Source organism: Cellulomonas algicola (assembly GCF_019024305.1).
Lineage (GTDB): Bacteria > Actinomycetota > Actinomycetes > Actinomycetales > Cellulomonadaceae > Cellulomonas > Cellulomonas algicola.
In genome coordinates this window covers 126,339-149,580 of the sequence record NZ_JAHKSJ010000002.1, presented here as the reverse complement: position 1 = coordinate 149,580, position 23,242 = coordinate 126,339, and the positions used below count along the sequence as shown (strand labels likewise).

Genomic DNA, 23,242 nt, shown 5'->3' with positions numbered 1-23,242 from the left:
CTGCCAGACTTCTCCCGCCTCGGGACACCGGCGTCCGGCGGCACCACACGTCGACGCAGACCGAAAGAGGACCACCCCGTGCAGACCACCACCCGGCGCGCCGCTGCCGCGCTGCTGATCGCGACCGCGCTCACCCTCACCGCGGCGTGCTCGTCGTCGAGCCCCGAGGCCGAGGAGACGACGGCCGCGGCCCCGACCAAGGAGGCGCCCGCGACGGACACCGAGGCCACCGAGGACTCGGCCGACTCCGGCGACGACCAGGCCGCCGCGCTCGACGCGTAGGTCACGGCCCTGCAGGCCACGGTCCCGCAGCTCATGTCGCAGTTCGACGGCACGTACTCCGCGATCACGATCACGGGCGAGCAGCCGAGCACCGTCGTCTACACGTACACCTACGCGCAGCAGCTCGACGCCCCTGCGACGGCGAGCGCGCTCGACGGCCAGGTCGACCAGCTCCAGGACGTGTGCGACTCCGCCGTGTTCCCCGAGATGGAGGGCCAGGGCATCACGACGGACCCGCAGGTCCGGTACGTCTACGTCAACGCCGACGGTGCGGAGATCTGGTCGCACACGTTCGCGAAGTCCTGACCCGTCAGACGGCGGCCGGTGACGACTCCAGCAGGATCGTCACCGGCCCGTCGTTGACGAGCTCGACCGCCATGTCCGCACCGAACACCCCGGTCGCGACCTCGAGCCCGCGCTCGCGCAGCGCCGCGACGACCGCCTCGACGAGCGGCTCGGCGACCGGTCCCGGCGCGGCGGCGTTCCACGTCGGGCGGCGCCCCTTGCGGGTGTCCGCGTAGAGCGTGAACTGGCTGACGACGAGCACCGGGGCGCCGACCTCGACCGCGCTGCGCTCGTCCCGCAGGATCCGCAGCTCGGCGATCTTGCGGGCGACCAGCTCGACCTGCGCGGTGCCGTCGCCGGGCGTCACGCCGACCAGCGCGACCAGCCCCGGGCGGTCGATCGACCCGACGACCTCGCCGTCGACCGTCACGGACGCGCGCGTCACGCGCTGCACGACGGCCCTCACGGCAGGACCACCCGCGGCACGTCGCGCGACGCGTCGACCGATCCCGCGGCGTCGGCCCTCACGCGGCGACCTCGGGCCCGAACGTCGGGACCACCGCGCCCACGGGAGCCCCGTGCCCGAGCACGGGCGTCGCCCCGAGCGGCCGCAGCACGTCCGCGTCCACCCCCGCCGCCGCGAGCGCCGCCGCGAGCACCGCGGCCCGCGGCCGCGAGGACCCGTCGAGCACCTTGAGCGCCACGGCCGAGCCGTCGGGTAGCCCCGCCGCGTACACGCCGTCGGCACCGTCCTTCGCCACCAGCCCCGGCACGGCCGACATGAACGCGGTCGCGTCGCGACCCGTCCCGGCGACGTGCCACGAGTGCGCGCGCACCGCCGACGCGACGCGGGCCTCGGCGCCGGACGACGCGGCCGACACGCGCCCGAACGACCGTGCGAGCCCGACGAGCGTCGTCGAGAACAGCGGCGCACCGCACCCGTCGACGGTCGTCCGGTCGACCGCGACTCCGGTGAGCCCTGCGACGGCGTCCCGCGCGGCGACCTGCAGCGGGTGCGCGGCGTCGAGGTAGTCGCCCGTCGACCAGCCGTTCGCGACGCACGTCGCGAGCATGCCCGCGTGCTTGCCCGAGCAGTTCTGCGTGAGCGACGAGCGGTCGTTCCCGTCCGCGCGCCAGTGCCACGCGGCGTCCGGGTCGAGCGGCCAGTCGGGGGTGTTGTGCAGGGCGTCCGCGTCGAGCCCCGCACCTGCGAGGACCTGGCGCACGACGTCGAGGTGGCCGGGCTCGCCGTTGTGGCTCGCGCACACGAGCGCGAGCGCGGCACCGTCGACGTCGAGCCCCGCGCGGAGCATCCCGACCGCCTGCAGCGGCTTGAGCGACGAGCGGGCCCAGATCGTCACGTCGGGGTCACCGAGCGCGAGGCGCACCGACCCGTCGGGCGCGAGCACGACGACGTGCCCGAGGTGCACCGACTCGACGAGGTCGCCGCGGACGACCCGCGCGAGCGGCTCCGCCGCGGTCGCGACGTCCGTGGCGCCGGGCGCAGCCGCCGTCGTCACCAGCCGCCCGACGGCCCGCGCGGACCGCGACGCCGGTTGTAGGGCGCGACCGCGGGGCGCACGTCGACGAGGTAGACGATCGCCCCGACCGCCGACAGCAGGCCGAGGAAGGACAGGAAGCCCAGCCCGATCGGCGGCGGGATGGACATGAACGACACCGCGGTCGCGACGCCCAGGATCGCGCCCCAGAACGACTTCGTGCGCTTGCCGGCCGACGGGAACGCGGCCGGCGGGCGACGCAGCAGATCCACCAGCGCCCACACGCAGAGCGCGAAGATGACGAGGAAGAAGATGAGGTACAGGTAGACCTGCAGGGTGGCGACCACGCCCCGAGCCTACGAGACACCGGGTCGCGACGGTCAGATCTCCGGCAGGGCCGCGCGTGCGTCCCCGGGTGCGACGCCGGCGGACTCCAGCAGGTCGACGGCGAGCGAGCGGTGCAGCAGGACGAGGCTCTGCACCTGCCAGTCGTCGGCGGCGAGCGTGAACGGGTCGAGGGCCTGCGCCACGAGGAGCAGCTCGGCGCGCGCGCGGTCGGGGTCGCGGCCCGTGCCGACCGCGGCCGCGAGGTCGTCGACGGCCGCCGCGGTCGCGGCCACCTGCTCCGCGAGCCGTGACGTGTCGTGCGGCGCCTCCGCCTCCAGCACGGCGAGCGCCCGGCGTGCGAGCACGCGCGTGTTGCGCATCGCGCGGTCGGCCAGGACGGCCCCCGTGACGTGCCCGGCGAGCTCGTCCGCGAACCGGCGGCTGGCCGGCGACAGCCGCGCGAGGTCCCGGGCGTTCGCCGACCGCTCCGACCACTCGTCGAGCGCGGGCTGCGACGCGCGGCCCCGCACGAGCGCGTCCTCGACGGCCGGCACGGACCGCTCGTCGAGCCCGCGTGCGAGCACGTGCAGCACCCCGGCCACCTCGTCGAGGGCCGCACGCCCGAGCGCTCGCGGGTGCCGTCGCGGGTCGCTCGGCGTGAGCAGCGCGACCGCGAGCGCGACCGCACCGCCGAGGGCCGCGTCGACCCACCGCCCGAACGGACCGCCCGCCGCGGCGGGCAGGCTCACGATCACGATCGCCTGCACACCCGCCTGCGTGGTGAGCATCTGCCCGCGGTCGAGGAACCGGGCGAGCAGCGCCGCGACGAACAGCACGAGCCCGACCTGCAGCGCGCCCTGCCCGATGACGAGCGCGACGACCTCGCCGAGCGCGACGCCGATGGCCACGCCGACCGCGAGCTCGGCGACGCGCCGCACCGAGCGGTCCATCGAGAACCCCAGCGCGATCCACGCGCTGACGGGCGCGAAGAACGGGTACGGGTGCCCGAGCCAGAAGTGCGCGATGGCGAACGCGACGGACCCGGCGACCGCCGCCTGCAGGATCGGGAACCACGACGCGGCGACGCGCGCCCAGCCCTGCCGCACGCGCGCGCGGCCGAGCACGGCGAGGTCGTGGCGACCGGTCGTGCGGGCCCTCCCGGCGTCGGCGGCGCTGGTCACGGCGAGCCCGTCGCGCCGGTGGGGGTCACAGGCTGGGGTGGTGCCCGAGCCCGCGGCTGACCGGTCCGCGCGGCGCGGGACGGTCGACCGACACGCCCTCGCCGGGCACGACCTCCTCCTGCGCGGCCGACACCGCTCCCCCGTCGGAGTCGACGACCAGCGGCGCGTCGACCGGCACGGACCGCTTGACGACGGCGAGCGCGACCGGGCCGAGCTCGTGGTGCCGCGCGACGGACGTGACGTGCCCGACGACACGGCCCGGCTCGGGCGAACCCGGCTCGCCCGCGACGTCGTGCACCTCGGCGCCGGCCTCGGGCAGCACGTGACCGGACCCGTCGAGGTGCAGCAGCACGATCCGCCGTGGCGGCCGCCCGAGGTTGTGCACGCGCGCGACGGTCTCCTGCCCGCGGTAGCAGCCCTTGTGCAGGTGGACGGCGGTCCGCAGCCAGTCGAGCTCGTGCGGGATGGTCCGGTGGTCGACCTCGCGCGCGGCGCGCGGGCGCAGGGCCTCGACGCGCACGGCCTCCGACGCCCACGTGCCGACGAGCGGCCAGCCCGCGGCCTCGCGCGCCCGCACCTCGTCGACAAGGCGATCCCGCGGGACGAGCACGAGCCGCCACGCGCGGTCCGCGCCCGGGTGGTCCTCGTCGGACGGGCCGTACCGGGTGCCGCCGGGTGCGGTCGTGGGCCACGGGTCGCGCCACGTGACGGGCTCGCCCTCGGCACCCTCGGCGTCGACCGGTTCGCCGATGGCCGCCCAGTCGTCGGTGACGTCGTCGATCTCGACGCGCAGCATGAACTTCATCCGGTTCAGCCAGGCCGCGAGCGCGACGGGCGTCTCCGTGACCAGCCAGGTCGCCTCGCCGTCGTCGACGACGGCCGCGGCGTGCTCGACGTGCCCCTGCGGCGACAGCACGAGCAGCTCGGTCGACGTGCGCGGCGGCAGCGCGGCGACCTCCTGCGACGTGATCGAGTTCAGCCAGCTCAGCCGGTCCGGCCCCGCGACGCGCACCACGCCGAGGTTCGACTGGTCGACGACCGCGCCGCCGCGGGTCAGCGCCCGCTGCTCAGCGGTCGGGTCGCCGTAGTGCCACGCGACCCCGGCGTCAGGCCCCGAGCCGGCGACGGCCCCGCGCCGCTGCAGCAGCGGGCTCGTGTGCCGCACGGCCTCGCCGTGCGCGGTCTGCTCGACAGCGTCGGCCGACACCCGTCAGCCCTCGGGGGTGACGTCGGCGCGGCTGAGCCGCGCGGAGGCGTACGACTGCATCGGCTGGCCGAAGGCCGCGAGGTCGTGCGCCCACATGAGGTCGCCCTGGACCAGGCCGTACAGGCGCTTGCCCGCGGTCACCTCGGCACCGGTCGCGGTGCGGGCGATCAGGTCGCTCACCAGGTCGATGCGGCCCTTGCCGACCTCGCCGACGTACACGGCGACGTGGCCCGACGGGTCGGACACGAGCAGCTCGACGGGGTGCTGGTCCGCACCCAGGCCGTCCGGACGCTCGGGCGGCACGCGCCAGTACCCGGACTCGGTCGACCACACGGGGCCGGGTCCGTCCGACGCGGCTGCACCGGCGTCGACCGACGCCGCGTCGTCGAGCGACGCCGCGTCGTCGGGCGCGACGACGAGCCGGATCGTGGACGTGTACGAGAGGTAGGGGCCGCCGTCGTGGTCGATCACGACCTCCTGCGTGAAGGCGGTCTCCTCGATCCCGGGGTAGCCGACGACCCCCTCGCCGGTCCAGGTGCCCACGAGCCACGCGAGCGGGTACACCTCGGGGGCCAGCCCCTCGGGCAGGACGAACGCCATGTCAGGCCTCTCGACGGATCAGCTCTGGCTCTTGAACAGCTTCCAGACGACGAGCCCGGCGACCCACGCGATCGCCAGGGTCGCCGCGACGAGCAGGCCGATGAAGACTCCCTCGAGCGCAGTCATGCACCGAATCCTAACGACGCGGCACGCCTACGCTGTTCCGGTGAGCAGCGGTGTGCGACCCCTCGTGATCAAGACCACGTCCGGCCTCGAGCGTCCGGAGGCGACGAACCAGGCGTTCACCGTCGCCGCGGCGGCCGTCGCGGCCGGTGCCGACGTCTCCCTGTGGCTGACCGGCGAGTCGGCGTGGTTCGCCCTCCCGGGCCGCGCGGCGGACCTCGACCTGCCCCACGCGACGCCGCTCGCGGACCTCCTGGAGGTGATCCTCGAGGGCGGCGCGGTGACGGTCTGCACGCAGTGCGCGGCGCGGCGCGACATCACCGAGGACGACGTCATCCCGGGCATCCGCGTCGCGGGCGCGGCGGTGTTCGTCGAGGAGACCCTGGCCCCCCAGGCCCAGGCTCTCGTCTACTGACCTCGTCCACGGTCAGGCGCGGCGCAGGCGCAGGCCGAGCAGGTAGAGCTCGCAGCCGAGGCACAGGCCGAACGCCGCGTTGAGGAACGCCGCGACGAGCGCGACGGCCGCCGCGACCGGTACGGCGACGGCGACACCCAGCGCGCCGAGCAGCACACCGACGCCCGTCACGAGCAGGCCGACGAGCTGCGCGAACCGCGGCGGCCGCGGGTCCTCCCGCTCGGCGACCGGACCGATCCGGGGCGCGACGACCCGCCGGAACACCGCGGCCTGCCACGTGCCGGACACACCACGCGCGACGCCCAGGGCGAAGGACGCGGCGACGACCGCGAGCAGCGCGAGCGCGACACCGGGCCACGCGCCGAGCACCAGGACGAGGACGAGCAGGACGGCGGTGACGCCGGCGCCGAAGCGCGGGCCGCGCACGTCGACGCCGTCGGGCCGCTCGGCGGCGACGGCGGTGTCGGTGGAGGAAGCGGACTGATTCACGGGTACTCCTCGGGCGCAGGGGCCGGTGTGGAAGGTTCGTCGCGCGGGACGCGACAGACCTTCCACACCGACGACGAACGGGTCGGGGGCGGCATGCGCCGCGCAGGGGACGAGGTGGGGGCCGCCGGGTCGAGACGGGTCGGGCCGGAGCCGGGGCGCGGCCCGCCGGTCGAGCCGGGGGCCGGCGTGGGGCCGGGGGAACCGGCGTGGGGCCGGGGGAACCGGCGTGGGGCCGGGGGCGCCGGGTCGGACGGGCGTGAGGCCCGGGACCGACCGCACGCGGACGGCCCGTCGGGGGCGCGTCAGCGCGGGGCGACCCCGTGGCGACAGGAGTCGAGCGCGGCCAGCGCCTGCCGACGGTCCGTCGCGCCGGACATCCGGCCGACGACCACTCCGCTCGCGTCGAGCAGCAGGACGGTGGGCGTGCGCATCACGCCGAAGCGTCGCACGAGGTCCAGGTGCTGCGCGACGTCGAGGTCGACGTGCGAGACGCCCTCGTGCTCGTCGGCCACGGCCGTGAGGACCGCGTGCGTGCGACGGCACGGGGTGCACACCTCGCTCGAGAGCTGCACGAAGGTCGCGACGGCCCCGAGCGGCGCGCCGACCTCCGCGGTGGTGAGCCGGTCGTCGCGTGCGCCGTCCGTCTCCGCCGCGCCGCGCCGTGCCGCGCCCGCCGCCGACGGCTCGGCCTCGCCCGCAGGTGCGGCGGCGGCGAGGACGCTCGGCGGCACCGGCGTGAACCGCCCGTTGCGCGACCGCCACACGAGCCCGACGACGACGGCGACCGCGAGCACGCCGAGGACGAGCAGGACGCGTTCCACGGTCAGCCGACCAGCACGCGTCCGACGACGTACACGAGCAGCCCGGTGACGGTCACGGGCAGCACGACGACGGCGAGCGAGGGTCGCCACCGCGCGAGCGCCTCCATGCGGTCGAACAGCGCGTGCAGCGCGGCGACGAGGATGCCGACAGCGACGCCGAGCAGACCCCCGGCGACCGGGTCGAAGTCCGGCAGCACGAGCCCGGCGACGGCACCCGCCGCGGCCGACGACGCGGTCGTCGCGAGGACCCCCATCCACACCGGGAGGTGGATCGCGACGACGACCGACCCGACGGCGAGCGCGAGCGCCGCGGTGACGACGAGCGCCTCCCCCTCGGGCCCGCGCGCGACGGCGATCCACCCCGTGGCGGCGACGGCGACCAGCGCGCCCGCGACGGTGCCGGACACGGACTCGACGAGCCGCACGCGCCCGTCGCGCCGCACGAGCTCGGCGAGGAAGGCGAGCACGACCGCGGCGGCGAAGACGACCGGCAGACGCTCGAGGTAGGGCTGTTCCTCCTCGAGCGTGACGACCGCCACGGAGCCCAGCCCCGCGAGCGCGACGACGACGCTGGTCCCGGTACCGAACGGCAGGTTGGCGAGCGGCGGCCACCCCACGGCGACGAGCAGGACGAGGACGGCGCACGCGGCGGCGAGCGGGTAGAGCCCGACGTAGCCGGCGACGGCGACCACGGTCGCGAGGACGGCCGTGACGACGGCCCTGGTGGCGAGCTGCATCCCGCGGCTACCGCCCCGTCGTCCGAGGGGTCGTGGCGGGCACCCGCGCGGAGGTCGCGCAGGTCGTCACGGGGGCCGCGGAGGGGATGAGCACGGCAGCGATTGTCGCAGACGCGACCCGTCCGCCCGGTCGTCGCGCCGCACGAGCTCCGCGTGCGGCGCGGTACGGTGTGCAGCACTCGCACGCGGGGAGGAGGTTCCACGTGGCAGATCTGCTGCTGCTCACTCCCGCGTCCGGGGGCTCTGCTCAGGTGCTCCCGGCGCTCGGTCTGCTGTCGCACCGGGTCCGGGTGCTCCCGGTCGAACCGTCCGCCCTGGTGGACGCCCCGGACGCGGACATCGTCGTGCTCGACGCACGTCGAGACCTGGTCACGGCCCGCACGACGTGCCGGCTGCTGCGCGCCACCGGTCTGACGGTCCCGCTCGTGCTGGTCCTCACCGAGGGCGGCCTCACGGTCGTCACCGCCGAGTGGGGTGCGGACGACATCATCCTGGAGTCGGCGAACCCGGCCGAGGTCGAGACACGCTTCCGGCTCGTCATGGAGCGCGCGGCGACCGCCGGCTACGACGACGCCCCGCAGGAGATCTCGTCGGGCGAGCTCACGATCGACGCGGGCGGCTACACGGCCCGCCTGCGCGGGCGGCCGCTCGACCTCACGTACAAGGAGTTCGAGCTCCTCAAGTACCTCGTCCAGCACCCGGGCCGCGTCTTCACGCGTGCGCAGCTGCTGCAGGAGGTCTGGGGCTACGACTACTACGGGGGCACCCGCACGGTCGACGTCCACGTGCGTCGCCTGCGCGCGAAGCTCGGCCCCGAGCACGAGCAGCTCATCGGCACGGTCCGCAACGTCGGCTACCGGTTCGACCCGCCGAAGGACCGCCGCGCCGCGGTCGACGACCGCCCCGACGTCCCGGCCCCCGCGGACGCCTGACGGCGGCGGCCCCGGCCGACCTCTCACGCTGCTTCTCCGTCGTCCGGCGGCGCCGTCGTGCACCCGTCGCACCGTCGCCACGCGCGCCCCCCGCTCGCGGGCGCCCTCCGCGCCTGCCCGCCACGCACCGCTACCCTGGTCCGCGGTGCGCCGGGAAGTCTGGTCGGCAGTCCTGCTGTCGCGCCCGGAGGTCGCCCGTGACCCGTCGTCCCGCCCCTCGCCTGTTCGCCGCCCTCACCCCGGGCGGCGAGCGCAACCTCCTCGACACGCTCCGCGAGGAGCGCACCGGCGGCGTCCTGCTCCTGGTGGGCACGGTCGTCGCGCTGCTGTGGGCCAACCTGTCGCCGTCGTCGTACGAGGCCGTGTCGACGACCGTCGTCGGTCCCGCGGCCCTGCACCTCGACCTGTCGGTGTCCGCGTGGGCGACGGACGGGCTGCTCGCGATCTTCTTCTTCGTCGTCGGCCTCGAGCTCAAGCGCGAGATCGTCGCGGGTGAGCTGCGCGACCCGCGCACCGCGGTCGTCCCGATCGTCGCGGCCGTCGGCGGCATGCTCGTCCCGGCCGCGCTCTACCTCGCCGTCAACCTGAGCGCACCGGCCGGCGACCCGACCGGCTGGGCGGTCCCGACCGCGACCGACATCGCGTTCGCGGTCGCGGTGCTCGCGGTCGTCGGTCGGTCGCTGCCGAACGCGCTGCGGGCGTTCCTGCTGACGCTCGCGGTCGTCGACGACCTGCTCGCGATCATCGTCATCGGCGTGGTCTACACCGACCACGTCGCGCTGCTCACGCTCGCGGCCTCGCTCGTCGTCGTCGCGCTGTTCGCACTCGCCCTGGCGCGCGGTCTCACGACCCCGTGGCTGCTCCTGCCGCTCGCCGTGCTCGCGTGGGCGCTCATGCACGCGTCCGGCGTGCACGCGACGATCGCGGGCGTGCTGCTCGGGCTCGTCGTGCCCGCGACGCCGCAGGCCACGCAGCGCGCGCTGCGGCTGCGCGAGACGCCCGCCGAGTCGCTCGCCGAGCGGTGGGAGCACCGTTGGCGGCCGGTCTCCGCGGGCTTCGCGGTCCCCGTGTTCGCGGTGTTCGCGGCCGGTGTCACGTTCAGCGCGGCCGTGGTCCGGGACGCGGTCGCCGACCCCGTCGCGCAGGGCGTCGCGCTCGGGCTCGTCGTCGGCAAGCCCCTGGGCATCCTCGGCGCGACGTGGCTCGTCGCCCGGTTCACGCGCGCGTCGCTCGCGCCCGGGCTGGGCTGGGCCGACGTGCTCGCCGTCGGGCTCGTCGGCGGCATCGGGTTCACGGTGTCGCTGCTCGTCGGCGAGCTCGCGTTCGGGGCCGGCAGCGCGCACGACGAGCACGTGGTCGTCGCGGTGCTCGCGGGGTCGCTCGTCGCCGCGTGCGCGGGCGGTCTCGCGCTGTGGCAGCGGGACCGGCACCACGCGTCCGCCCGCCGGGACGCCCACGGGACCCCCGCCAGCGGGTAGGTTCGGCTCCGATGAGCACCGTCGACTCCGCGACGCTCCTGATCGAGGGACCGTGGCGGCACCGGTTCGTCGCCGCGAACGGCGCCCGGTTCCACGTCACCGTCTCCGGTCCCGACGACCGCGACACGCCTCTCGTCGTGCTGCTGCACGGCGTGCCGCAGTTCTGGTGGGCCTGGCGACGGCAGATCCCCGCGCTCGCGGACGCCGGGTACCGCGTCGCGGCGATGGACGTGCGCGGCACCGGCTCGTCCGACAAGCCGCCGCAGGGGTACGACGTCCCGACGCTCGCCGCGGACGTCGCGGGCGTCGTCCGGTCGCTCGGCGCGTCGCGCGCGATCGTCGTGGGCAACGGCACGGGCGGCGAGATCGCCTGGGCCATGGCGGCGCTGCAGCCCGACGTCGTGCAGGCCGTGGCCGCGCTCGGCGCCCCGCACCCGCTCGACGTGCACGGCCACCCGCGCACCGCGTTGCGGGCCGGCGCGTGGCGTCGGCTCGCGTTCGCCCAGCTCCCGTCGTTCCCCGAGCGTGCGCTCCAGCGCGGCGACCTGGTCCGCACCCTGCTGACCGAGTGGGGCGGCGCGCCCGGGTGGCTCGACGCGGCGACCGAGCAGCGGTACCGCGAGGCCGTCCGGGTGCCGTTCGCGGCGCACAGCCAGATGGAGCAGCTGCGCTGGCTGGTCCGGTCGATGCCGCGGCTCGACGGCCGCCGCTACCACGCGGCGCTCGAGCAGACCCGGCCGCTGCCCGTCCTGCAGGTGCACGGCGGGCGCGACGGGCTGCGGCCGGCGACGTACGCGCCGCTGTCGGCCTCCACGACGGCGCTCGTCGCCGAGCGCTACCGGTACGAGCTCGTGCCGTCCGCGGGCCACTGGCTGCCTGACGAGGCCCCGGACGTCGTGTCCGAGGTGCTGCTCGACTGGCTCTCCGAGACGGCGCTCGTCAGCCCCTGACGCGCCGGTCCAGCCCGAGAGGTCCCAGGCCAAGCCCTGCGGCCCCGGACCGCCCGTCGGCCCGTGAGCCGGGGCGTCGCGCCTCAGCCCTTGAGCATCGCCGTCGCGCGCACCGGGTCGTTCTCCCCGATGCCCGCCGACGGGCACCACGCCGCGACCGGGCACGCGCCGCACGCGGGCTTGCGCGCGAAGCACGTGCGCCGCCCGTGGAAGATCAGCCGGTGGCACGCCATGGTCCAGTCCTTGCGCGGCAGCAGCTCCCCCAGCTCGCGCTCGACGACCAGCGGGTCCTCGCTCGTCGTGTAGCCGAGCCGCAGCGACAGCCGCAGCACGTGCGTGTCCGTCGTGATCCCCGGGATGCCGAACGCGTTGCCGAGCACGACGTTCGCCGTCTTCCGCCCGACGCCGGGCAGCTTCACCAGGTCCTCGAGCCGGTGCGGCACGACCCCGCCGTGCCGCTCGACGAGCGCCGCCGACAGGCCCGTCACCGCGCGCGCCTTGGCCCGGAAGAACCCCGTCGGCCGCAGGATCTCCTCGAGCTCGTCGGGGGCGGCCGCGGCGAGCGCGGCCGGGTCGGGGTACCGCGCGAAGAGCGTCGGCGTCGTGAGGTTGACCCGCACGTCGGTCGTCTGCGCGGACAGCACCGTCGCGACGAGCAGCTCGAACGGCGACGTGAAGTCGAGCTCGCAGCGGGCGTCCGGGTAGCGGACCTCGAGCGCGCGGTCGACCCGGCGGGCGCGACGGGTCCGTGCGAGGGGGGTCTCGGTCGTGCCCGGCGAGTCGCTCACGCGTCGCAGCGTAGGCCGCACCGGTGACACCCGCCGGGCGGCCCGCCCGGGCGTGCGTCGCCCCCTCGGCCCAGCGCCCGTCGCCCCGTCGGCCCAACGCGCTGACCTGCGGACGAACTGGTCGGGCGCACGGCTCAAGTCCCGGCCCGCGCGCGCCGAACGACGGGATGAGGACCTGGAGGCTCACCCCGATGACTGCACCCACCGAGCAGCGCGTGCGCGACCTGCGTCTCGACCGCCGCGCGCTGCGCGCCGAGCGTGCGCGCGTCGGGTGGTGGCGCCGGCTGGTCCGCGCGCGGCTCGACCTGGCCGTCGCGCAGGTCGCACGCCCGCAGACGCTCGGCGAGGACGTCGCCTTCCAGCTGCCCCTCGACGTCGGCGTCGACGTGCCGCGGCCTGCCGAGCTCGCCGCCGTCCTCACCGGGACCCGGGCGGACGAGCTCGCCGCGCTCGACGGCCTGCGCGCCCTCGACGAGCAGCTCGCGCGCTACGAGGCCGGGGTCGCGTCGGCCCTCTCCGACACCACGGACCAGCTCATCACGCGGCTCGCGCTCGACCCCGAGGCGACCGCCGCGTGCCTCCAGGAGCCCATCGGTCGGGGCTGAGGCCCCTCATACGGCAAACTGTGAGATGGCCGGTGCCCGAGACCAGGACGCCGGACGGGTACCGCCACCGAGCCAGACGGTTCGCGCGCGGTCGTCAGGCCGGTGACCGTCGGGTCGGGCCGGGAAGGAAGGAGCCACGGTGGAGGACGACATCGTGCTGGCAGCCCCCCTCTTCGCGGGGCTGGACGTCGAGACGTCCGGGGCGCTCGTCGCGACCATGAAGCAGCTCCACCTCGTGCGCGGCGACACGCTGTTCCACGAGGGCGAGCCCGGGGACCGGCTGTACGTCGTGCGCGACGGCAAGATCAAGCTCGGACGACGCTCCAACGACGGCCGCGAGAACCTCCTCGCCGTGCTCGGTCCGGGCGAGATGTTCGGCGAGCTGTCCCTGTTCGACCCGGGCCCGCGCACCGCGACCGCGACCGTCGTCGCCGACGCCGAGGTGCTCGAGCTCGGCCACGCCGACCTCATCAGGTGGCTCCAGGACAAGCCGTCGGTCGCGCAGCAGCTGCTGCAGGCCCTCGCACGCCGCCTGCGCCGCACCAACGAGGCGCTCGCCGACCTCGTCTTCTCCGACGTGCCCGGCCGCGTCGCCAAGGCCCTGCTCGACCTGTCGACCCGGTTCGGCGAGAAGGTCGACGAGGGCGTCCGCGTCGCGCACGACCTCACGCAGGAGGAGCTCGCGCAGCTGGTCGGCGCGTCGCGCGAGACCGTCAACAAGGCGCTCGCCGACTTCGCCGCGCGCGGGTGGGTGCGGCGCGAGGGCCGCGCCGTCGTCCTGCTCGACATCGACCGCCTGGAGCGCCGCGCGCGCTGAGGGCAGCCGCGCCGCACGAGACGTACGACGGCCCCGGTCCGATGGGACCGGGGCCGTTCGTCTGCCCGCGCGCGGCGGTCAGGGTCAGTCGCGTGCGGGGTCAGTCGCGCAGGCGCACGACGAGCTCGACCTCGACGGGCGAGTCCATCGGCAGCACCGCGACGCCCACCGCGGAGCGCGCGTGCACGCCGGCGTCGCCGAGCACCTCGTGCAGCAGGAGGCTCGCGCCGTTCACGACCCCCGGCTGACCGGTGAAGGCGGGGTCGCTCGCGACGAACCCGACGACCTTCACGACGTGCGCGATCCGGTCGAGCGCGTCGGCGCCGGTCGGACCACCGTCCGCGGCGACGGCCGCCGCGACGGCGGCCAGGGCGTTGAGCGCGGCCGTCCGGGCGTACCCGGCGGCCTCGTCGGGGGCGATCAGGCCCGCGCCGTCGCCGACCTTGCCCGTCGCGGGCAGCGCGCCCGCGACGAAGGGCAGCTGCCCGGACGTCCACACGGTGTCGCCGTCGCGCAGCGCGGGCACGTACGCGGCGAGGGGCGCGGCGACCGTCGGCAGCTCGAGCCCGAGCTCGGCCAGCCGGGCGGCGACGCCCATCAGGCCTGCCTCGGGCGCTTGAGGTAGGCGACCAGGCCGGCGTCCGGGCCCTGGATCACCTGGACGAGCTCCCACCCGTCGGCGCCCCACTGGTCCAGGATCTGCTTGGTCGCGTGGATGATGAGGGGGATCGTCGCGTACTCCCACTGCTGCGTCGCCATGCGCTCACCCTAGCGGGACGAGGCACGGCCGACGGTCGGTCGACCGACCCGTCGTCAGCGGCTCGAGAGACCCCCGACGTGCACGGCGACGGTGCCGTGCAAGCGCTCTCACCGGACCGGCAGCACGCCCGTCTCGATGCCCACGAGCTCGGCGTGCCAGGAGCGGACCTCGGGGCGGCGGCGCAGCAGCGCACGCCGCTCGCGCTCGGTCATCCCGCCCCAGACGCCGAAGTCCATGCGGTTGTCGAGCGCGTCGGCGAGGCACTCCAGCCGGACGGGGCAGCCGGTGCACACGGAGCGCGCCTCCCGCTGGGCCGCGCCCTCGACGAAGAGCGCGTCCGGTGACAGCTTGCCCGTGCCACAGGCGGCGATCGCGGTCCAGTGCGCGTCCAGCGTGACGGTTGCCACTCACCCTCCAGAGAAGACGGACGGGTGCCGCGGGCACCCGTGTCCTGCGGGGAAACTAGTCGGTCAAGCGTCCGTCTGGCGAGACTCCTAACGGGTCATTTCGCCAGATGGACGCTTGACCAGTCCGCGACGTGTGCAGGTCCGGTGCAGGTCGCACCCTTCGAGGCCCAGGAAGACGGGCTTCTGAGGCGCCCCGACTACCCTGTCGCCATGCCGCATCCTCCGCGCGCGCGGGGCCGCCAGGTCAACGCGTTCCAGGCCCTGGCGCTCCTGCTGTCGTTCGTGCTCGTCGCGGGCGTCAGCGGCGTGCTCGCCGCCGGCCTCGTGCTGCCCGGGGTCGCCGTCGCCGACGAGGTCACCGACCTCACGGTCACCGCGTTCGACGACCTGCCGACCGAGCTCGAGCCGACCCAGCTCCCCGAGAAGTCCGTGATCCTCGCGGCCGACGGCACGCTGCTCGCGACGTTCTTCAGCGAGGACCGGGTCGTCGTCCCCCTGTCGGAGATCTCGATCCAGCTCCAGCACGCGGTCGTCGCGATCGAGGACAAGCGGTTCTACCAGCACGCGGGCGTCGACCCGCCCGGCATGCTGCGCGCCGCCGTCAAGGGTGCGCTCGGCGGCGCCGACGACGGTCAGCAGGGCGCGTCGACGCTCACGCAGCAGTACGTCAAGAACGTGCTGATCCAGGCCGCCGCCACCAAGGAGACCGAGGCGGAGCGGCTCGCGGCGATGCAGGCCGCGACCGAGGCCGACGGTCCCGAGGGGTACGCCCGCAAGCTGCGGGAGGCGAAGCTCGCCATCGCGCTCGAGAAGCAGATGACGAAGGACGAGATCCTCGAGAAGTACCTCAACATCGCGCAGTTCGGCATCAAGGTCTACGGCGCCGAGGCCGCCGCGCAGTACTACTTCGGGATCCCCGCGAAGGACCTCAACTACCTCCAGGCCGCCACCATCGCCGGCGTCACGCAGAGCCCCACCCACTGGGACCCCGTGCGCGACCCGGTCGTGTCGAAGGAGCGCCGGGACACCGTCCTGCTCACCATGCACGACCAGGGCTACATCACCGACGAGGAGTTCCAGACCGGGCTCGCGACGCCCGTCGAGGCGACGCTGAACGTCCACCCGCTGCGCGTCGGGTGCATCGCCGCGAGCGACGCGGTCCCCGGCTCGGGCTACTTCTGCGACTTCGTCACCAAGGTGATCGTCAACGACGAGACCTTCGGCGCGGACGCCGCGGCGCGCAAGGCGCTCCTCTACCAGGGCGGCCTGACGATCACGACGACGCTCGACCCGGGCAAGCAGGCGATCGCCGACGCCGAGGTCAAGGCCGCCGTGCCGGTCGACGACTCCAGCCGCCTCGGGCACGCGCTCGTCAGCGTCGAGCCGGGCAGCGGCAAGATCGTCGCGATGGCGCAGAACCGCATCTACGCGCCCGTCGCCGCCAACCCCGGCGAGGAGCCGATCAACTTCAACACCGACTTCGCGTACGGCGCGTCCGGCGGCTTCGCCCCCGGCTCGACCTACAAGCCGTTCACGCTGCTCGCGTGGCTCCAGGCCGGGCACAGCCTCTACGAGGTCGTCAACGGCGCCAAGCGCCCGCTCAACGAGAATATGTTCCGCATCTGCGGCGCCAAGGCGGGCAACGCTCCGTACACGCCGAACAACTCCGAGGGCAACGGCAGCATGATGACCGTCCTCGACGCCACGCGGAACTCGGTCAACCTCGCCTACCTGTCCATGGCGATGGAGCTCGACATGTGCAACATCGGCGACGCTGCCGAGTCGATCGGCGTGCACCGCGCCAAGGGCCGCGAGCGGGACGACGGCACGATCGACCGGCTGCTCAAGGGCAGCACGCGCTTCGGCGTCAACCCGTCGAACGTGCTGGGCACGGACGTCGTCGCCCCCCTGACGATGGCGTCGGCGTTCGCCGCCTTCGCGTCGGGCGGCGTGTACTGCAAGCCGATCGCGATCACGGCGGTGACCGACACCAACGGCGCCCCGCTGCCGGTCCCGGACGCGGCCTGCCACCAGGCGATCGAGCCGCGCGTCGCCAACACCATGAACTTCGCGCTGAGCGGCGTCTGGCAGGGCACCGCCGACGGCGTCGGCGCGCCGCCGTTCCCGTCCGCCGGCAAGACCGGCACGACCTCCGAGAACGAGCAGACGTGGTTCGTCGGCTACACGCCGCGCCTCGCGACCGCCGTGTGGCTCGGTGACCCCAAGGAGTCGAAGCGTCAGGTCAAGCGGATGTACGTCGGCAGCAAGTGGGTCGACCGTGCGTTCGGTGCGACCGTGTCGGCCCCCACCTGGAAGCGGTTCATGGTCCAGGCGCTCGCCGGCGGTGACAACCCGGGCTTCGCCGCACCCGACGACAAGCTCGTGTTCGGTGAGAAGGTCAACGTGCCGAGCGTGATCGGTCGGAGCGAGGGCGACGCCCGAGCGATCCTCGAGCAGCGCGGCTTCAAGGTCCGCGTCGACGGGCAGCAGGTGGCGTCGAGCGTCGGCGCCGGCCTGGTCGCCGAGCAGAGCCCGTCCGGTCAGGCGAACAAGGGCGCCACGATCACGCTGAAGCTGTCCAACGGCCAGGGCGGCGGTCCGGGCCCCGGACCCGGCCCCGGGCCAGGCGGTGGTGACGGCGGCGGGAACAACGGCGGCGGTCCGGGTGGCGGCAACGGTCGCGGTCAGCCGTGACGGTCGGACGCACGCTCGGCACCGCGGCGCTCCTCGGTGCCGGCGCGCTCGCCTGGTCCGTCGTCGAGGCGCAGTGGTACACGCTGCGCGAGGTGACCGTGCCGGTGCTGCCGACCGGGCAGGACCCGCTGCGGGTGCTGCACCTGTCGGACCTGCACCTGACGCCCGGGCAGCGCCGCAAGGTCGACTGGGTGCGCGACCTCGCGTCCCTGGACCCGCACCTCGTCGTCGACACCGGTGACAACTGGGCGCACCTCGACGCCATGCCGGCGCTCCTGGAGGCGCTCGAGCCGCACCTGGCCCGGCCGGGCGTGTTCGTGCTCGGGTCGAACGACTACGTCGCGCCGCGCCCCAAGAACCCCGCCCGCTACCTCCTGCCGGACTCGCGCGGCGCCGGTCCGGTCAAGCCGGTCGAGCTGCCGTGGCGCGAGCTCGTCGCCCGGTTCACCGCCGCCGGGTGGATCGACCTGTCGAACCGCCGGGACGTCGTGAAGGTCGACGGGCGCGTCCTGTCGCTCGTCGGCACGGACGACGCGCACCTCGACCGCGACCGCTTCCCCGCGGCGGGCGGGGACGACGACGCCCGCACGGGCTCGACGCCGGTCGACCTGCACCTCGGCGTCACGCACGCGCCCTACCGCCGCGTGCTCGACGCGATGCACGCCGACGACGCCGACGTGACGATCGCGGGCCACACGCACGGCGGCCAGCTCGCGGTCCCGCTGTGGGGCGCGCTCGTCACGAACTGCGACCTCGACACGCGCCGGGCCAAGGGCCTGCACGGCTGGCCGGGCCCGCGCCCGGACCGCCCGGGCGGCGCGGGGTCGTCCTGGCTGCACGTCTCCGCAGGGCTGGGCACGTCGCCCTACGCCCCCGTGCGGTTCGCGTGCCGCCCGGAGGCGACGCTGCTCAGCTTCGTCGCCGCCTAGTGCTGCCGCCGGCGGCCCTCGCACGTCGTCGAGCGAGAGTCCGCCGGCGAACGGCCACGACTACCGGCGCTCCCAGCTCGACTCGCACCCGGCGAAGGTGCCGTCGGACGACCAGTAGTCGGGGAAGCGCATCCAGTACTCCGTGTCCGGGCCGAACTGGCCGTCGGCGGTCCGGCCGAGCGACCGCTGGACGGCGGCGAGCGCGTCGCGCGTCTTCGTCCCGTAGATGCCGTCGGCGACCAGCCCTCGCGAGTAGCACGCGTTGAGGGCGACCTGGAGCGCACGCACCGGCTCGCCCCGCGTCCCGACCGCCAGGTAGCACTGGTTGAAGTGGACCACGTCGTTGCGGAGCGGCTGGTAGCGCCGGAACTCCCGCCCGAACTGGCCGTGTCCCTTGATGTCCGAGACCCAAGCGGCGGCGTTGCAGACGGGCAGCGCCGCCGACGCCGGTGCGGATGCGGCGACCGTCGTCGCCCCGGCGACCACCAGTGCAACGGCGACGGTTCGTGCCCAGCGAGAGATGTGCATGTCGCTCTCCTTCTCCGTCCCGGGCGGGACGGCTCTGTCGTGGCGGCGCGTCGGTCGACGCCCCGCGACTGCGCCAGCCCGAGAGGTGCGGCTGTCGCTGGCGTGCGGTGATCGCCGCTGCTGTCGACGCGGCTGCCTGTGGTCCGTTCCTGCGACGGATCACGCACAGGGCGGCGACGCACGCCCCCGGTTGGCTCGACGTCGAGCTCCTCGTCGCACGCCCCCCTCGTGCGACCCGCCCGGACGCGTCTCCCGTCGGCGGACACGGGGACTCTGGCGGAATTCGCAGGGACGCGTCTGAGCAATGCGATGTCATCTGAATCACAGTGGAAAGAGGGTTTTGAGTGCTTGTCATGCGCGTCATACTCGCGCTGACTGTCGCCTCGGCTCCGGCCGGGCGACCACGACGTCCCGCCGTCGGCGGACCCAGGCAAGGAGGCCCGATGTCGACCGAGACCGCAGTCCGACCGCGGACACGACTCTTCCGCACCCTCACCCGAGCACTGGCCGTCGGCGTGCTCGCCGCCGGCTCGCTGGCGGCCACGGCGACCGCGTCGAGCGCAGCCGTCCCGGAGTGCCATTACCAGGCCTACCCGCGCGCCACGGGATACGGCCCGTACATCACCCCGCCGTCCGCGGACATGGTCGGCCTCTCCTCGTGCTGGATGAAGAACGGCAGCAACCCGGTGGTCGTCATGCGCCTCGGGTTCCAGGCGTCCTACAGCGCCGTCTGGGAGCTCCAGTCGGCGCTCAACCTCTGCTACCGCAAGCCGATCACCGTCGACGGGTGGTTCGGCGCGCAGACCGAGACGGCGCTCAAGCAGGTGCAGGCGTCCTACGGCCTGAAGGCCGACGGCATCTACGGCGCCAACACGCAGGCGAAGCTCCTCGTGCCGGGCAAGAACGCCGACGGCACCGGATTCACGGGCTACTGCTACAACATCAGGTGAGCGCACCCCCGCGACCGGATCGAGTTTCGTCCTAGCGGCGTCCGTCGGCTATCCTTACGGGGCTCCACGGGGTGTGGCGCAGCTTGGTAGCGCGCTTCGTTCGGGACGAAGAGGTCGTGGGTTCGAATCCCGCCACCCCGACAGACACGAGAGGCCCGGATCGGCATCATGCCGGTCCGGGCCTCTCGTCATGCCCACGGGTGCGGGCGGTCGTCAGCGCGGGGCGAGGTACGACACGTGGCCGTCGTAGCTGCGGATGAGCACCGTGCGCGGCGCGGACGGGTCGGTCGGAGCCTCGACGGTCTGGCGGCCGTTCGACGTGGAGATCGTCAGCGCGACGGGCTCGCCGGTGCCGAACACCGTCGCGTCCCCGTTGCTGGTGGCGGCCTCGACGTCACCCTGCACGTCCGCGACCTCGATGCTCCCGTCGCTGCTCCGCGCGATCGCGTCGCCGCCCACGTCGACGACCTGGACGTCGCCGTTGCTCGTGACGGCCTCGATGCGGCCGCCGACGCCCTGCGCGTCGATCCGGCCGTCGTAGGTCCGCGCGGTGACGTCGCCGGAGACGTCGGTGACGATCACGTCGCCGTTGCTCGAGTGCAGCTGCGCGTCGCCGGTGATCCGGTCGGCCTCGACGCGGCCGTCGTAGGTCCGCGCCTCGAGGTCGCCGGCCAGGCCGCGCGCCAGGACGTCGCCGTTGGAGGTCCGGACCACGACGTGCGTGTCGCGCGGGACGTGCACCTGGAGCGCACCCGTGCAGACGCCGAACCACGAGCCGCACTCGTGCCGGACGACGAGCCGGTCGCCGCGCTGCTGCACGGAGTAGGTGGGCGACGAGAAGCCGCTGCGGGCGATGCGCTCGACGTCGACCAGGTCCTCGTCGCCGGCGAACACGGACACGCGCCCGTCGGCGACGAGCTCGACGACGTCGGCGGCGTCGTAGGTGGCGCTCGCGCGCTCGGTGCTCGACATCGCGAGGTCGGCGACCTGGACGCCGCCCCACGCGATCGTCGCGACGCCGAGGGCGACACCGGCCCACAGGAGGGTGCGGCCGAGCGGCGTGCGGGTCGGGTCGGTGGGCGGCGAGCCGACGGGGGTGACGGGCGGCTGCTGCAGGGTGGCGGTCATGCGCGTGCTCCGTTCGTGGGGCGGCCGGTGCCGACGCCGCCGGGCGGCGTGACGACCGGGCCGGGCTGGGCGGCGGTCGGGCCGTGCTCGAGCCAGCGCAGGACGGCGAGCACGCGGCGGTGGTCGTCGGCGTCGGGCGGCAGGCCGAGCTTGGTGAGGATGGACGTGACGTGCTTCTCGACGGCGGGCAGCCCGACGACGAGGCGTTCGGCGATCGCGGTGTTGGACCGGCCCTCGGCCATGAGGCCGAGCACCTCGCGCTCACGGGGCGTGAGCGTCTCCAGGCCGGTGCTGCGGGTGCGGGCGAGGATCTGGGCCACCACCTCGGGATCGATGACGGTGCCGCCGGTGGCCACCCGCTGCAGGGCGTCGAGGAACTCCTCCACGTCCGCGACGCGGTCCTTGAGCACGTACCCGAGGCCGCGCACGTCGCCCGCGAAGAGCTCGGCGGCGTACCGCTGCTCGACGTACTGCGACAGCACGAGGATCGGCAGGCGGCGGTGCAGGCTGCGCAGGTGGACGGCGGCGCGCAGGCCCTCGTCGGTGTGGCTGGGCGGCATCCGGACGTCGGTGACGACCACGTCGGGCAGGTCGTCGCCGGCGGTCCCGGTGCCGAGAGCGGCGACGAGCTCGTCGGCCGTCGGGTACCCGGTCACCTGGTGGCCCTCCGCCTCGAGCAGGCGGGACAGGCCGTCCCGGAGGAGGACGGAGTCCTCCGCGATCACGATGCGCACGGCACCTCCACGGTGAGCCGGGTCCCGCCTCCGGCGGGGCTGTCGAGGTCGAACGTGCCGTCGAGCGCGGCGACACGGCTGCGCAGTCCGTCCAGCCCGCTGCCGGGCGTGGCGGTCGCGCCGCCCGTGCCGTCGTCGGCGACGACCACGCGGAGCGCGGGTCCGGTCGCGCCCTGCACGACCGTCGCCTCCACGAGCACGCTCTGCGCGCCCGAGTGCTTGGTGACGTTCGTGAGCGCCTCGGCGACGACGAAGTACGCGGCGGCCTGCGTGGCGGCCGGGGCGAGCGCGAGCGTCTCGGGCGTGGGCACGTCGACCGTGACGGACACGGGTGTGCGGGCGGCGAGCGCCGACAGCGCCGCGTCGAGGCCGCGGTCGGTGAGGACGGCCGGGTGGATGCCGCGGACCAGGTCGCGCAGCTCGGCCAGGGTCTCCTTGACCTCGCGGTGCGCGTGGTCGAGCGCGGCGGCGGCGGTCTCGGGGTCGCGGGTCGCGGCACGCTTGGCCGCGCCGAGCTCCACGCCGAGGGCCACGAGCCGCTGCTGGGCGCCGTCGTGCAGGTCGCGCTCGATGCGGCGGCGCTCCTCGTCGGCCGCGCCGACGGCGGCGGTCCGGGTCTCGCGCAGCTGCTCGGCGCGGACCTCGGCCCGGTCGACGGCCGCGCGGGCCTCGACCAGCGCCTCGGACTGGGCCGTCGGGCCGAGGAGCGCGCGGGCCAGGCGCACGGTGACGAGCGAGGTGGCCTGCGCGGCGAGCGCGGCGAGCCACAGCAGCGCGACGCCGCCGAGCACGGTGACGAGGATCACGAGCGGCCACGCGAGGCCGAACCAGTCGTCGACGACCGAGCCGTGCCCGTAGCCGGGGAACGCGACGGCACCGACGCCCGCACCGGCGAGGCCGAAGACGAGCGCCCACCCGAGCGACGAGACGCCCAGGCCGGCGACGGCGTACACCTGGTGCGCCCAGCGGCGGCCGTCCGACAGGACCGCCCACCACGTGCCCCAACGCCACCACCCGGGCCGGGGGCCGCGGCGGTAGGTCGGGGCGCCGACGACGACACCCGTCTGGGCGGCGACGCGGGCGCGCTCGGCACGGGCGAACCACTGCCCCGCGACCAGCCCGCCGACGAGCATCGGCAGGCCGACGCCGAACGCGGCGACGAGTCCCGCGGAGGTCAGCGTCCAGACGAGCGCGAGGATCCCGAACGTCAGGAGCCACGGCCAGCCGATCGCGACCTGCGCGACCGCGCGCCACGTGGCGGCGTCGCCCGGGGCCCGCAGGAGTGCCTGCCCCGAGAAGAACGCCGGGGCGACGACGCGCGCGTCGTCGGTGGTCGTCGGGGCCGCGGGTCTGGCCGGGGACGGCGCGGTCGCGGCGGACGGGCCGGACGCGCGCGCCGCGGCGGGTGCCGGCGGCTGGTGCGGCGGTGCGCCCGGTGCGGGCGGGACGGTCGGAGTGGCCATGTCGTCGAACCTAGGCGTCGGCGACCCCTCGTCGACAGCACGCCCACCCCCGAGGTGGGGGTAGGGACAACCCCACCGTCGCGAGCCCGGCGCAGCCGACGTCAGGGCCGGCC

The 23,242-nt window shown here is 75.0% G+C and carries 28 protein-coding genes and 1 tRNA gene; 12 read left to right on the top strand and 17 right to left on the bottom strand.

Annotated features, from left to right (window positions below; all coding sequences use genetic code 11):
* The first annotated feature begins 78 nt into the window (after positions 1-78).
* Both KOV94_RS00765 and KOV94_RS00760 read left to right on the top strand, forming a co-directional pair.
* On the top strand, positions 79-282 hold the full coding sequence (locus tag KOV94_RS00765) for a hypothetical protein (protein WP_218050950.1): 204 nt from the start codon (positions 79-81) through the stop codon (positions 280-282).
* 9 nt (positions 283-291) lie between these two features.
* Complete coding sequence (locus KOV94_RS00760) at positions 292-588, top strand: DUF4854 domain-containing protein (RefSeq protein WP_465251323.1); 297 nt, start codon at positions 292-294, stop codon at positions 586-588.
* 4 nt (positions 589-592) lie between these two features.
* On the opposite strand, the gene dtd is transcribed toward KOV94_RS00760, so the two are convergent.
* From dtd to KOV94_RS00730, 6 genes are read right to left on the bottom strand one after another with little or no spacing between them, the layout of a single operon-like run.
* Entirely contained in the window at positions 593-1,033 is a 441-nt protein-coding gene (dtd, locus tag KOV94_RS00755; RefSeq protein WP_124342147.1) for a D-aminoacyl-tRNA deacylase, read from the bottom strand.
* A 58-nt stretch (positions 1,034-1,091) separates the two neighbouring features.
* Positions 1,092-2,087, bottom strand: coding sequence for an asparaginase (locus KOV94_RS00750; protein WP_218050948.1), 996 nt, complete (start codon positions 2,085-2,087; stop codon positions 1,092-1,094).
* On the bottom strand, positions 2,084-2,413 hold the full coding sequence (locus KOV94_RS00745) for a DUF2516 family protein (RefSeq protein WP_124343878.1): 330 nt from the start codon (positions 2,411-2,413) through the stop codon (positions 2,084-2,086). The genes KOV94_RS00750 and KOV94_RS00745 overlap by 4 nt, the downstream gene beginning before the upstream one ends.
* Positions 2,414-2,446: 33 nt before the next feature.
* Positions 2,447-3,574, bottom strand: a complete 1,128-nt coding sequence (locus KOV94_RS00740) for an FUSC family protein (RefSeq protein ID WP_124343877.1) — start codon at positions 3,572-3,574, stop codon at positions 2,447-2,449.
* A 25-nt stretch (positions 3,575-3,599) separates the two neighbouring features.
* Positions 3,600-4,781, bottom strand: a complete 1,182-nt coding sequence (ygfZ, locus tag KOV94_RS00735; protein ID WP_443623163.1) for a CAF17-like 4Fe-4S cluster assembly/insertion protein YgfZ — start codon at positions 4,779-4,781, stop codon at positions 3,600-3,602.
* 3 nt (positions 4,782-4,784) lie between these two features.
* Positions 4,785-5,381: a heme-binding beta-barrel domain-containing protein gene (locus KOV94_RS00730; RefSeq protein WP_124343876.1), complete on the bottom strand. Its 597-nt coding sequence runs from the start codon at positions 5,379-5,381 to the stop codon at positions 4,785-4,787.
* Positions 5,382-5,547: 166 nt separating this feature from the next.
* Here KOV94_RS00730 and KOV94_RS00725 point away from each other — a divergent pair, with 166 nt between their 5' ends.
* The gene (locus tag KOV94_RS00725; RefSeq protein WP_200829778.1) at positions 5,548-5,919 is read left to right on the top strand and encodes a DsrE family protein; all 372 of its coding nucleotides are present in this window, start codon (positions 5,548-5,550) and stop codon (positions 5,917-5,919) included.
* Between the two features lie 12 nt (positions 5,920-5,931).
* Here KOV94_RS00725 and KOV94_RS00720 read toward each other — a convergent pair whose 3' ends face one another.
* The 3 genes from KOV94_RS00720 to KOV94_RS00710 form a co-directional block, all read right to left on the bottom strand.
* Positions 5,932-6,408 carry a DUF4395 domain-containing protein gene (locus tag KOV94_RS00720; RefSeq protein ID WP_218050947.1) on the bottom strand — a complete coding sequence of 159 codons (477 nt, stop codon included), beginning with the start codon at positions 6,406-6,408 and terminating at the stop codon, positions 5,932-5,934.
* 302 nt (positions 6,409-6,710) lie between these two features.
* A complete protein-coding gene (locus tag KOV94_RS00715; RefSeq protein WP_218050946.1) occupies positions 6,711-7,229 on the bottom strand; it encodes a thioredoxin family protein in 519 nt (172 codons plus the stop codon).
* A gap of 2 nt (positions 7,230-7,231) precedes the next feature.
* The gene (locus KOV94_RS00710; protein ID WP_124343872.1) at positions 7,232-7,966 is read right to left on the bottom strand and encodes a hypothetical protein; all 735 of its coding nucleotides are present in this window, start codon (positions 7,964-7,966) and stop codon (positions 7,232-7,234) included.
* Positions 7,967-8,169: 203 nt separating this feature from the next.
* On the opposite strand from KOV94_RS00710, the gene KOV94_RS00705 reads away from it, so the two are divergent.
* The 3 genes from KOV94_RS00705 to KOV94_RS00695 all read left to right on the top strand — a co-directional run bounded on the left by KOV94_RS00705 (position 8,170) and on the right by KOV94_RS00695 (position 11,326).
* On the top strand, positions 8,170-8,898 hold the full coding sequence (locus tag KOV94_RS00705) for a winged helix-turn-helix transcriptional regulator (RefSeq protein ID WP_124343871.1): 729 nt from the start codon (positions 8,170-8,172) through the stop codon (positions 8,896-8,898).
* A 197-nt stretch (positions 8,899-9,095) separates the two neighbouring features.
* A complete protein-coding gene (nhaA, locus tag KOV94_RS00700) occupies positions 9,096-10,376 on the top strand; it encodes a Na+/H+ antiporter NhaA (protein WP_218050945.1) in 1,281 nt (426 codons plus the stop codon).
* 11 nt (positions 10,377-10,387) lie between these two features.
* On the top strand, positions 10,388-11,326 hold the full coding sequence (locus KOV94_RS00695) for an alpha/beta fold hydrolase (protein ID WP_218050944.1): 939 nt from the start codon (positions 10,388-10,390) through the stop codon (positions 11,324-11,326).
* An 83-nt stretch (positions 11,327-11,409) separates the two neighbouring features.
* Here the strand turns inward: KOV94_RS00695 and nth are convergent, their stop codons facing one another.
* Positions 11,410-12,114, bottom strand: a complete 705-nt coding sequence (nth, locus tag KOV94_RS00690) for an endonuclease III (protein WP_124343868.1) — start codon at positions 12,112-12,114, stop codon at positions 11,410-11,412.
* Between the two features lie 191 nt (positions 12,115-12,305).
* On the opposite strand from nth, the gene KOV94_RS00685 reads away from it, so the two are divergent.
* Entirely contained in the window at positions 12,306-12,719 is a 414-nt protein-coding gene (locus KOV94_RS00685; protein ID WP_218050943.1) for a hypothetical protein, read from the top strand.
* A 139-nt stretch (positions 12,720-12,858) separates the two neighbouring features.
* Positions 12,859-13,536 carry a Crp/Fnr family transcriptional regulator gene (locus KOV94_RS00680; RefSeq protein ID WP_124342302.1) on the top strand — a complete coding sequence of 226 codons (678 nt, stop codon included), beginning with the start codon at positions 12,859-12,861 and terminating at the stop codon, positions 13,534-13,536.
* A gap of 100 nt (positions 13,537-13,636) precedes the next feature.
* Here the strand turns inward: KOV94_RS00680 and KOV94_RS00675 are convergent, their stop codons facing one another.
* The 3 genes from KOV94_RS00675 to KOV94_RS00665 all read right to left on the bottom strand — a co-directional run bounded on the left by KOV94_RS00675 (position 13,637) and on the right by KOV94_RS00665 (position 14,703).
* The gene (locus KOV94_RS00675; RefSeq protein ID WP_124342303.1) at positions 13,637-14,134 is read right to left on the bottom strand and encodes a RidA family protein; all 498 of its coding nucleotides are present in this window, start codon (positions 14,132-14,134) and stop codon (positions 13,637-13,639) included.
* The gene (gene sp36, locus KOV94_RS00670) at positions 14,134-14,295 is read right to left on the bottom strand and encodes a Sp36 family protein (RefSeq protein ID WP_218050942.1); all 162 of its coding nucleotides are present in this window, start codon (positions 14,293-14,295) and stop codon (positions 14,134-14,136) included. Before sp36 ends, KOV94_RS00675 begins: the two co-directional genes overlap by 1 nt.
* A gap of 108 nt (positions 14,296-14,403) precedes the next feature.
* A complete protein-coding gene (locus KOV94_RS00665; RefSeq protein WP_304515688.1) occupies positions 14,404-14,703 on the bottom strand; it encodes a WhiB family transcriptional regulator in 300 nt (99 codons plus the stop codon).
* A gap of 210 nt (positions 14,704-14,913) precedes the next feature.
* Here KOV94_RS00665 and KOV94_RS00660 point away from each other — a divergent pair, with 210 nt between their 5' ends.
* Positions 14,914-17,397, top strand: a complete 2,484-nt coding sequence (locus tag KOV94_RS00660; RefSeq protein ID WP_218050941.1) for a penicillin-binding protein — start codon at positions 14,914-14,916, stop codon at positions 17,395-17,397.
* Positions 17,394-18,326, top strand: coding sequence for a metallophosphoesterase (locus KOV94_RS00655; RefSeq protein ID WP_124342306.1), 933 nt, complete (start codon positions 17,394-17,396; stop codon positions 18,324-18,326). The genes KOV94_RS00660 and KOV94_RS00655 overlap by 4 nt, the downstream gene beginning before the upstream one ends.
* Positions 18,327-18,386: 60 nt before the next feature.
* On the opposite strand, the gene KOV94_RS00650 is transcribed toward KOV94_RS00655, so the two are convergent.
* Positions 18,387-18,854, bottom strand: coding sequence for a peptidoglycan-binding domain-containing protein (locus KOV94_RS00650; RefSeq protein ID WP_124342307.1), 468 nt, complete (start codon positions 18,852-18,854; stop codon positions 18,387-18,389).
* Between the two features lie 443 nt (positions 18,855-19,297).
* On the opposite strand from KOV94_RS00650, the gene KOV94_RS00645 reads away from it, so the two are divergent.
* A complete protein-coding gene (locus tag KOV94_RS00645) occupies positions 19,298-19,804 on the top strand; it encodes a peptidoglycan-binding domain-containing protein (protein WP_124342308.1) in 507 nt (168 codons plus the stop codon).
* A gap of 67 nt (positions 19,805-19,871) precedes the next feature.
* Positions 19,872-19,945: transfer RNA gene (locus KOV94_RS00640), tRNA-Pro, on the top strand.
* Between the two features lie 72 nt (positions 19,946-20,017).
* On the opposite strand, the gene KOV94_RS00635 is transcribed toward KOV94_RS00640, so the two are convergent.
* From KOV94_RS00635 to KOV94_RS00625, 3 genes are read right to left on the bottom strand one after another with little or no spacing between them, the layout of a single operon-like run.
* Entirely contained in the window at positions 20,018-20,932 is a 915-nt protein-coding gene (locus KOV94_RS00635) for a DUF4097 family beta strand repeat-containing protein (RefSeq protein ID WP_218050940.1), read from the bottom strand.
* Positions 20,929-21,666, bottom strand: coding sequence for a response regulator (locus KOV94_RS00630; protein WP_124342310.1), 738 nt, complete (start codon positions 21,664-21,666; stop codon positions 20,929-20,931). The genes KOV94_RS00635 and KOV94_RS00630 overlap by 4 nt, the downstream gene beginning before the upstream one ends.
* Entirely contained in the window at positions 21,654-23,129 is a 1,476-nt protein-coding gene (locus tag KOV94_RS00625; RefSeq protein WP_218050939.1) for a sensor histidine kinase, read from the bottom strand. Before KOV94_RS00625 ends, KOV94_RS00630 begins: the two co-directional genes overlap by 13 nt.
* Positions 23,130-23,242 lie beyond the last annotated feature (113 nt).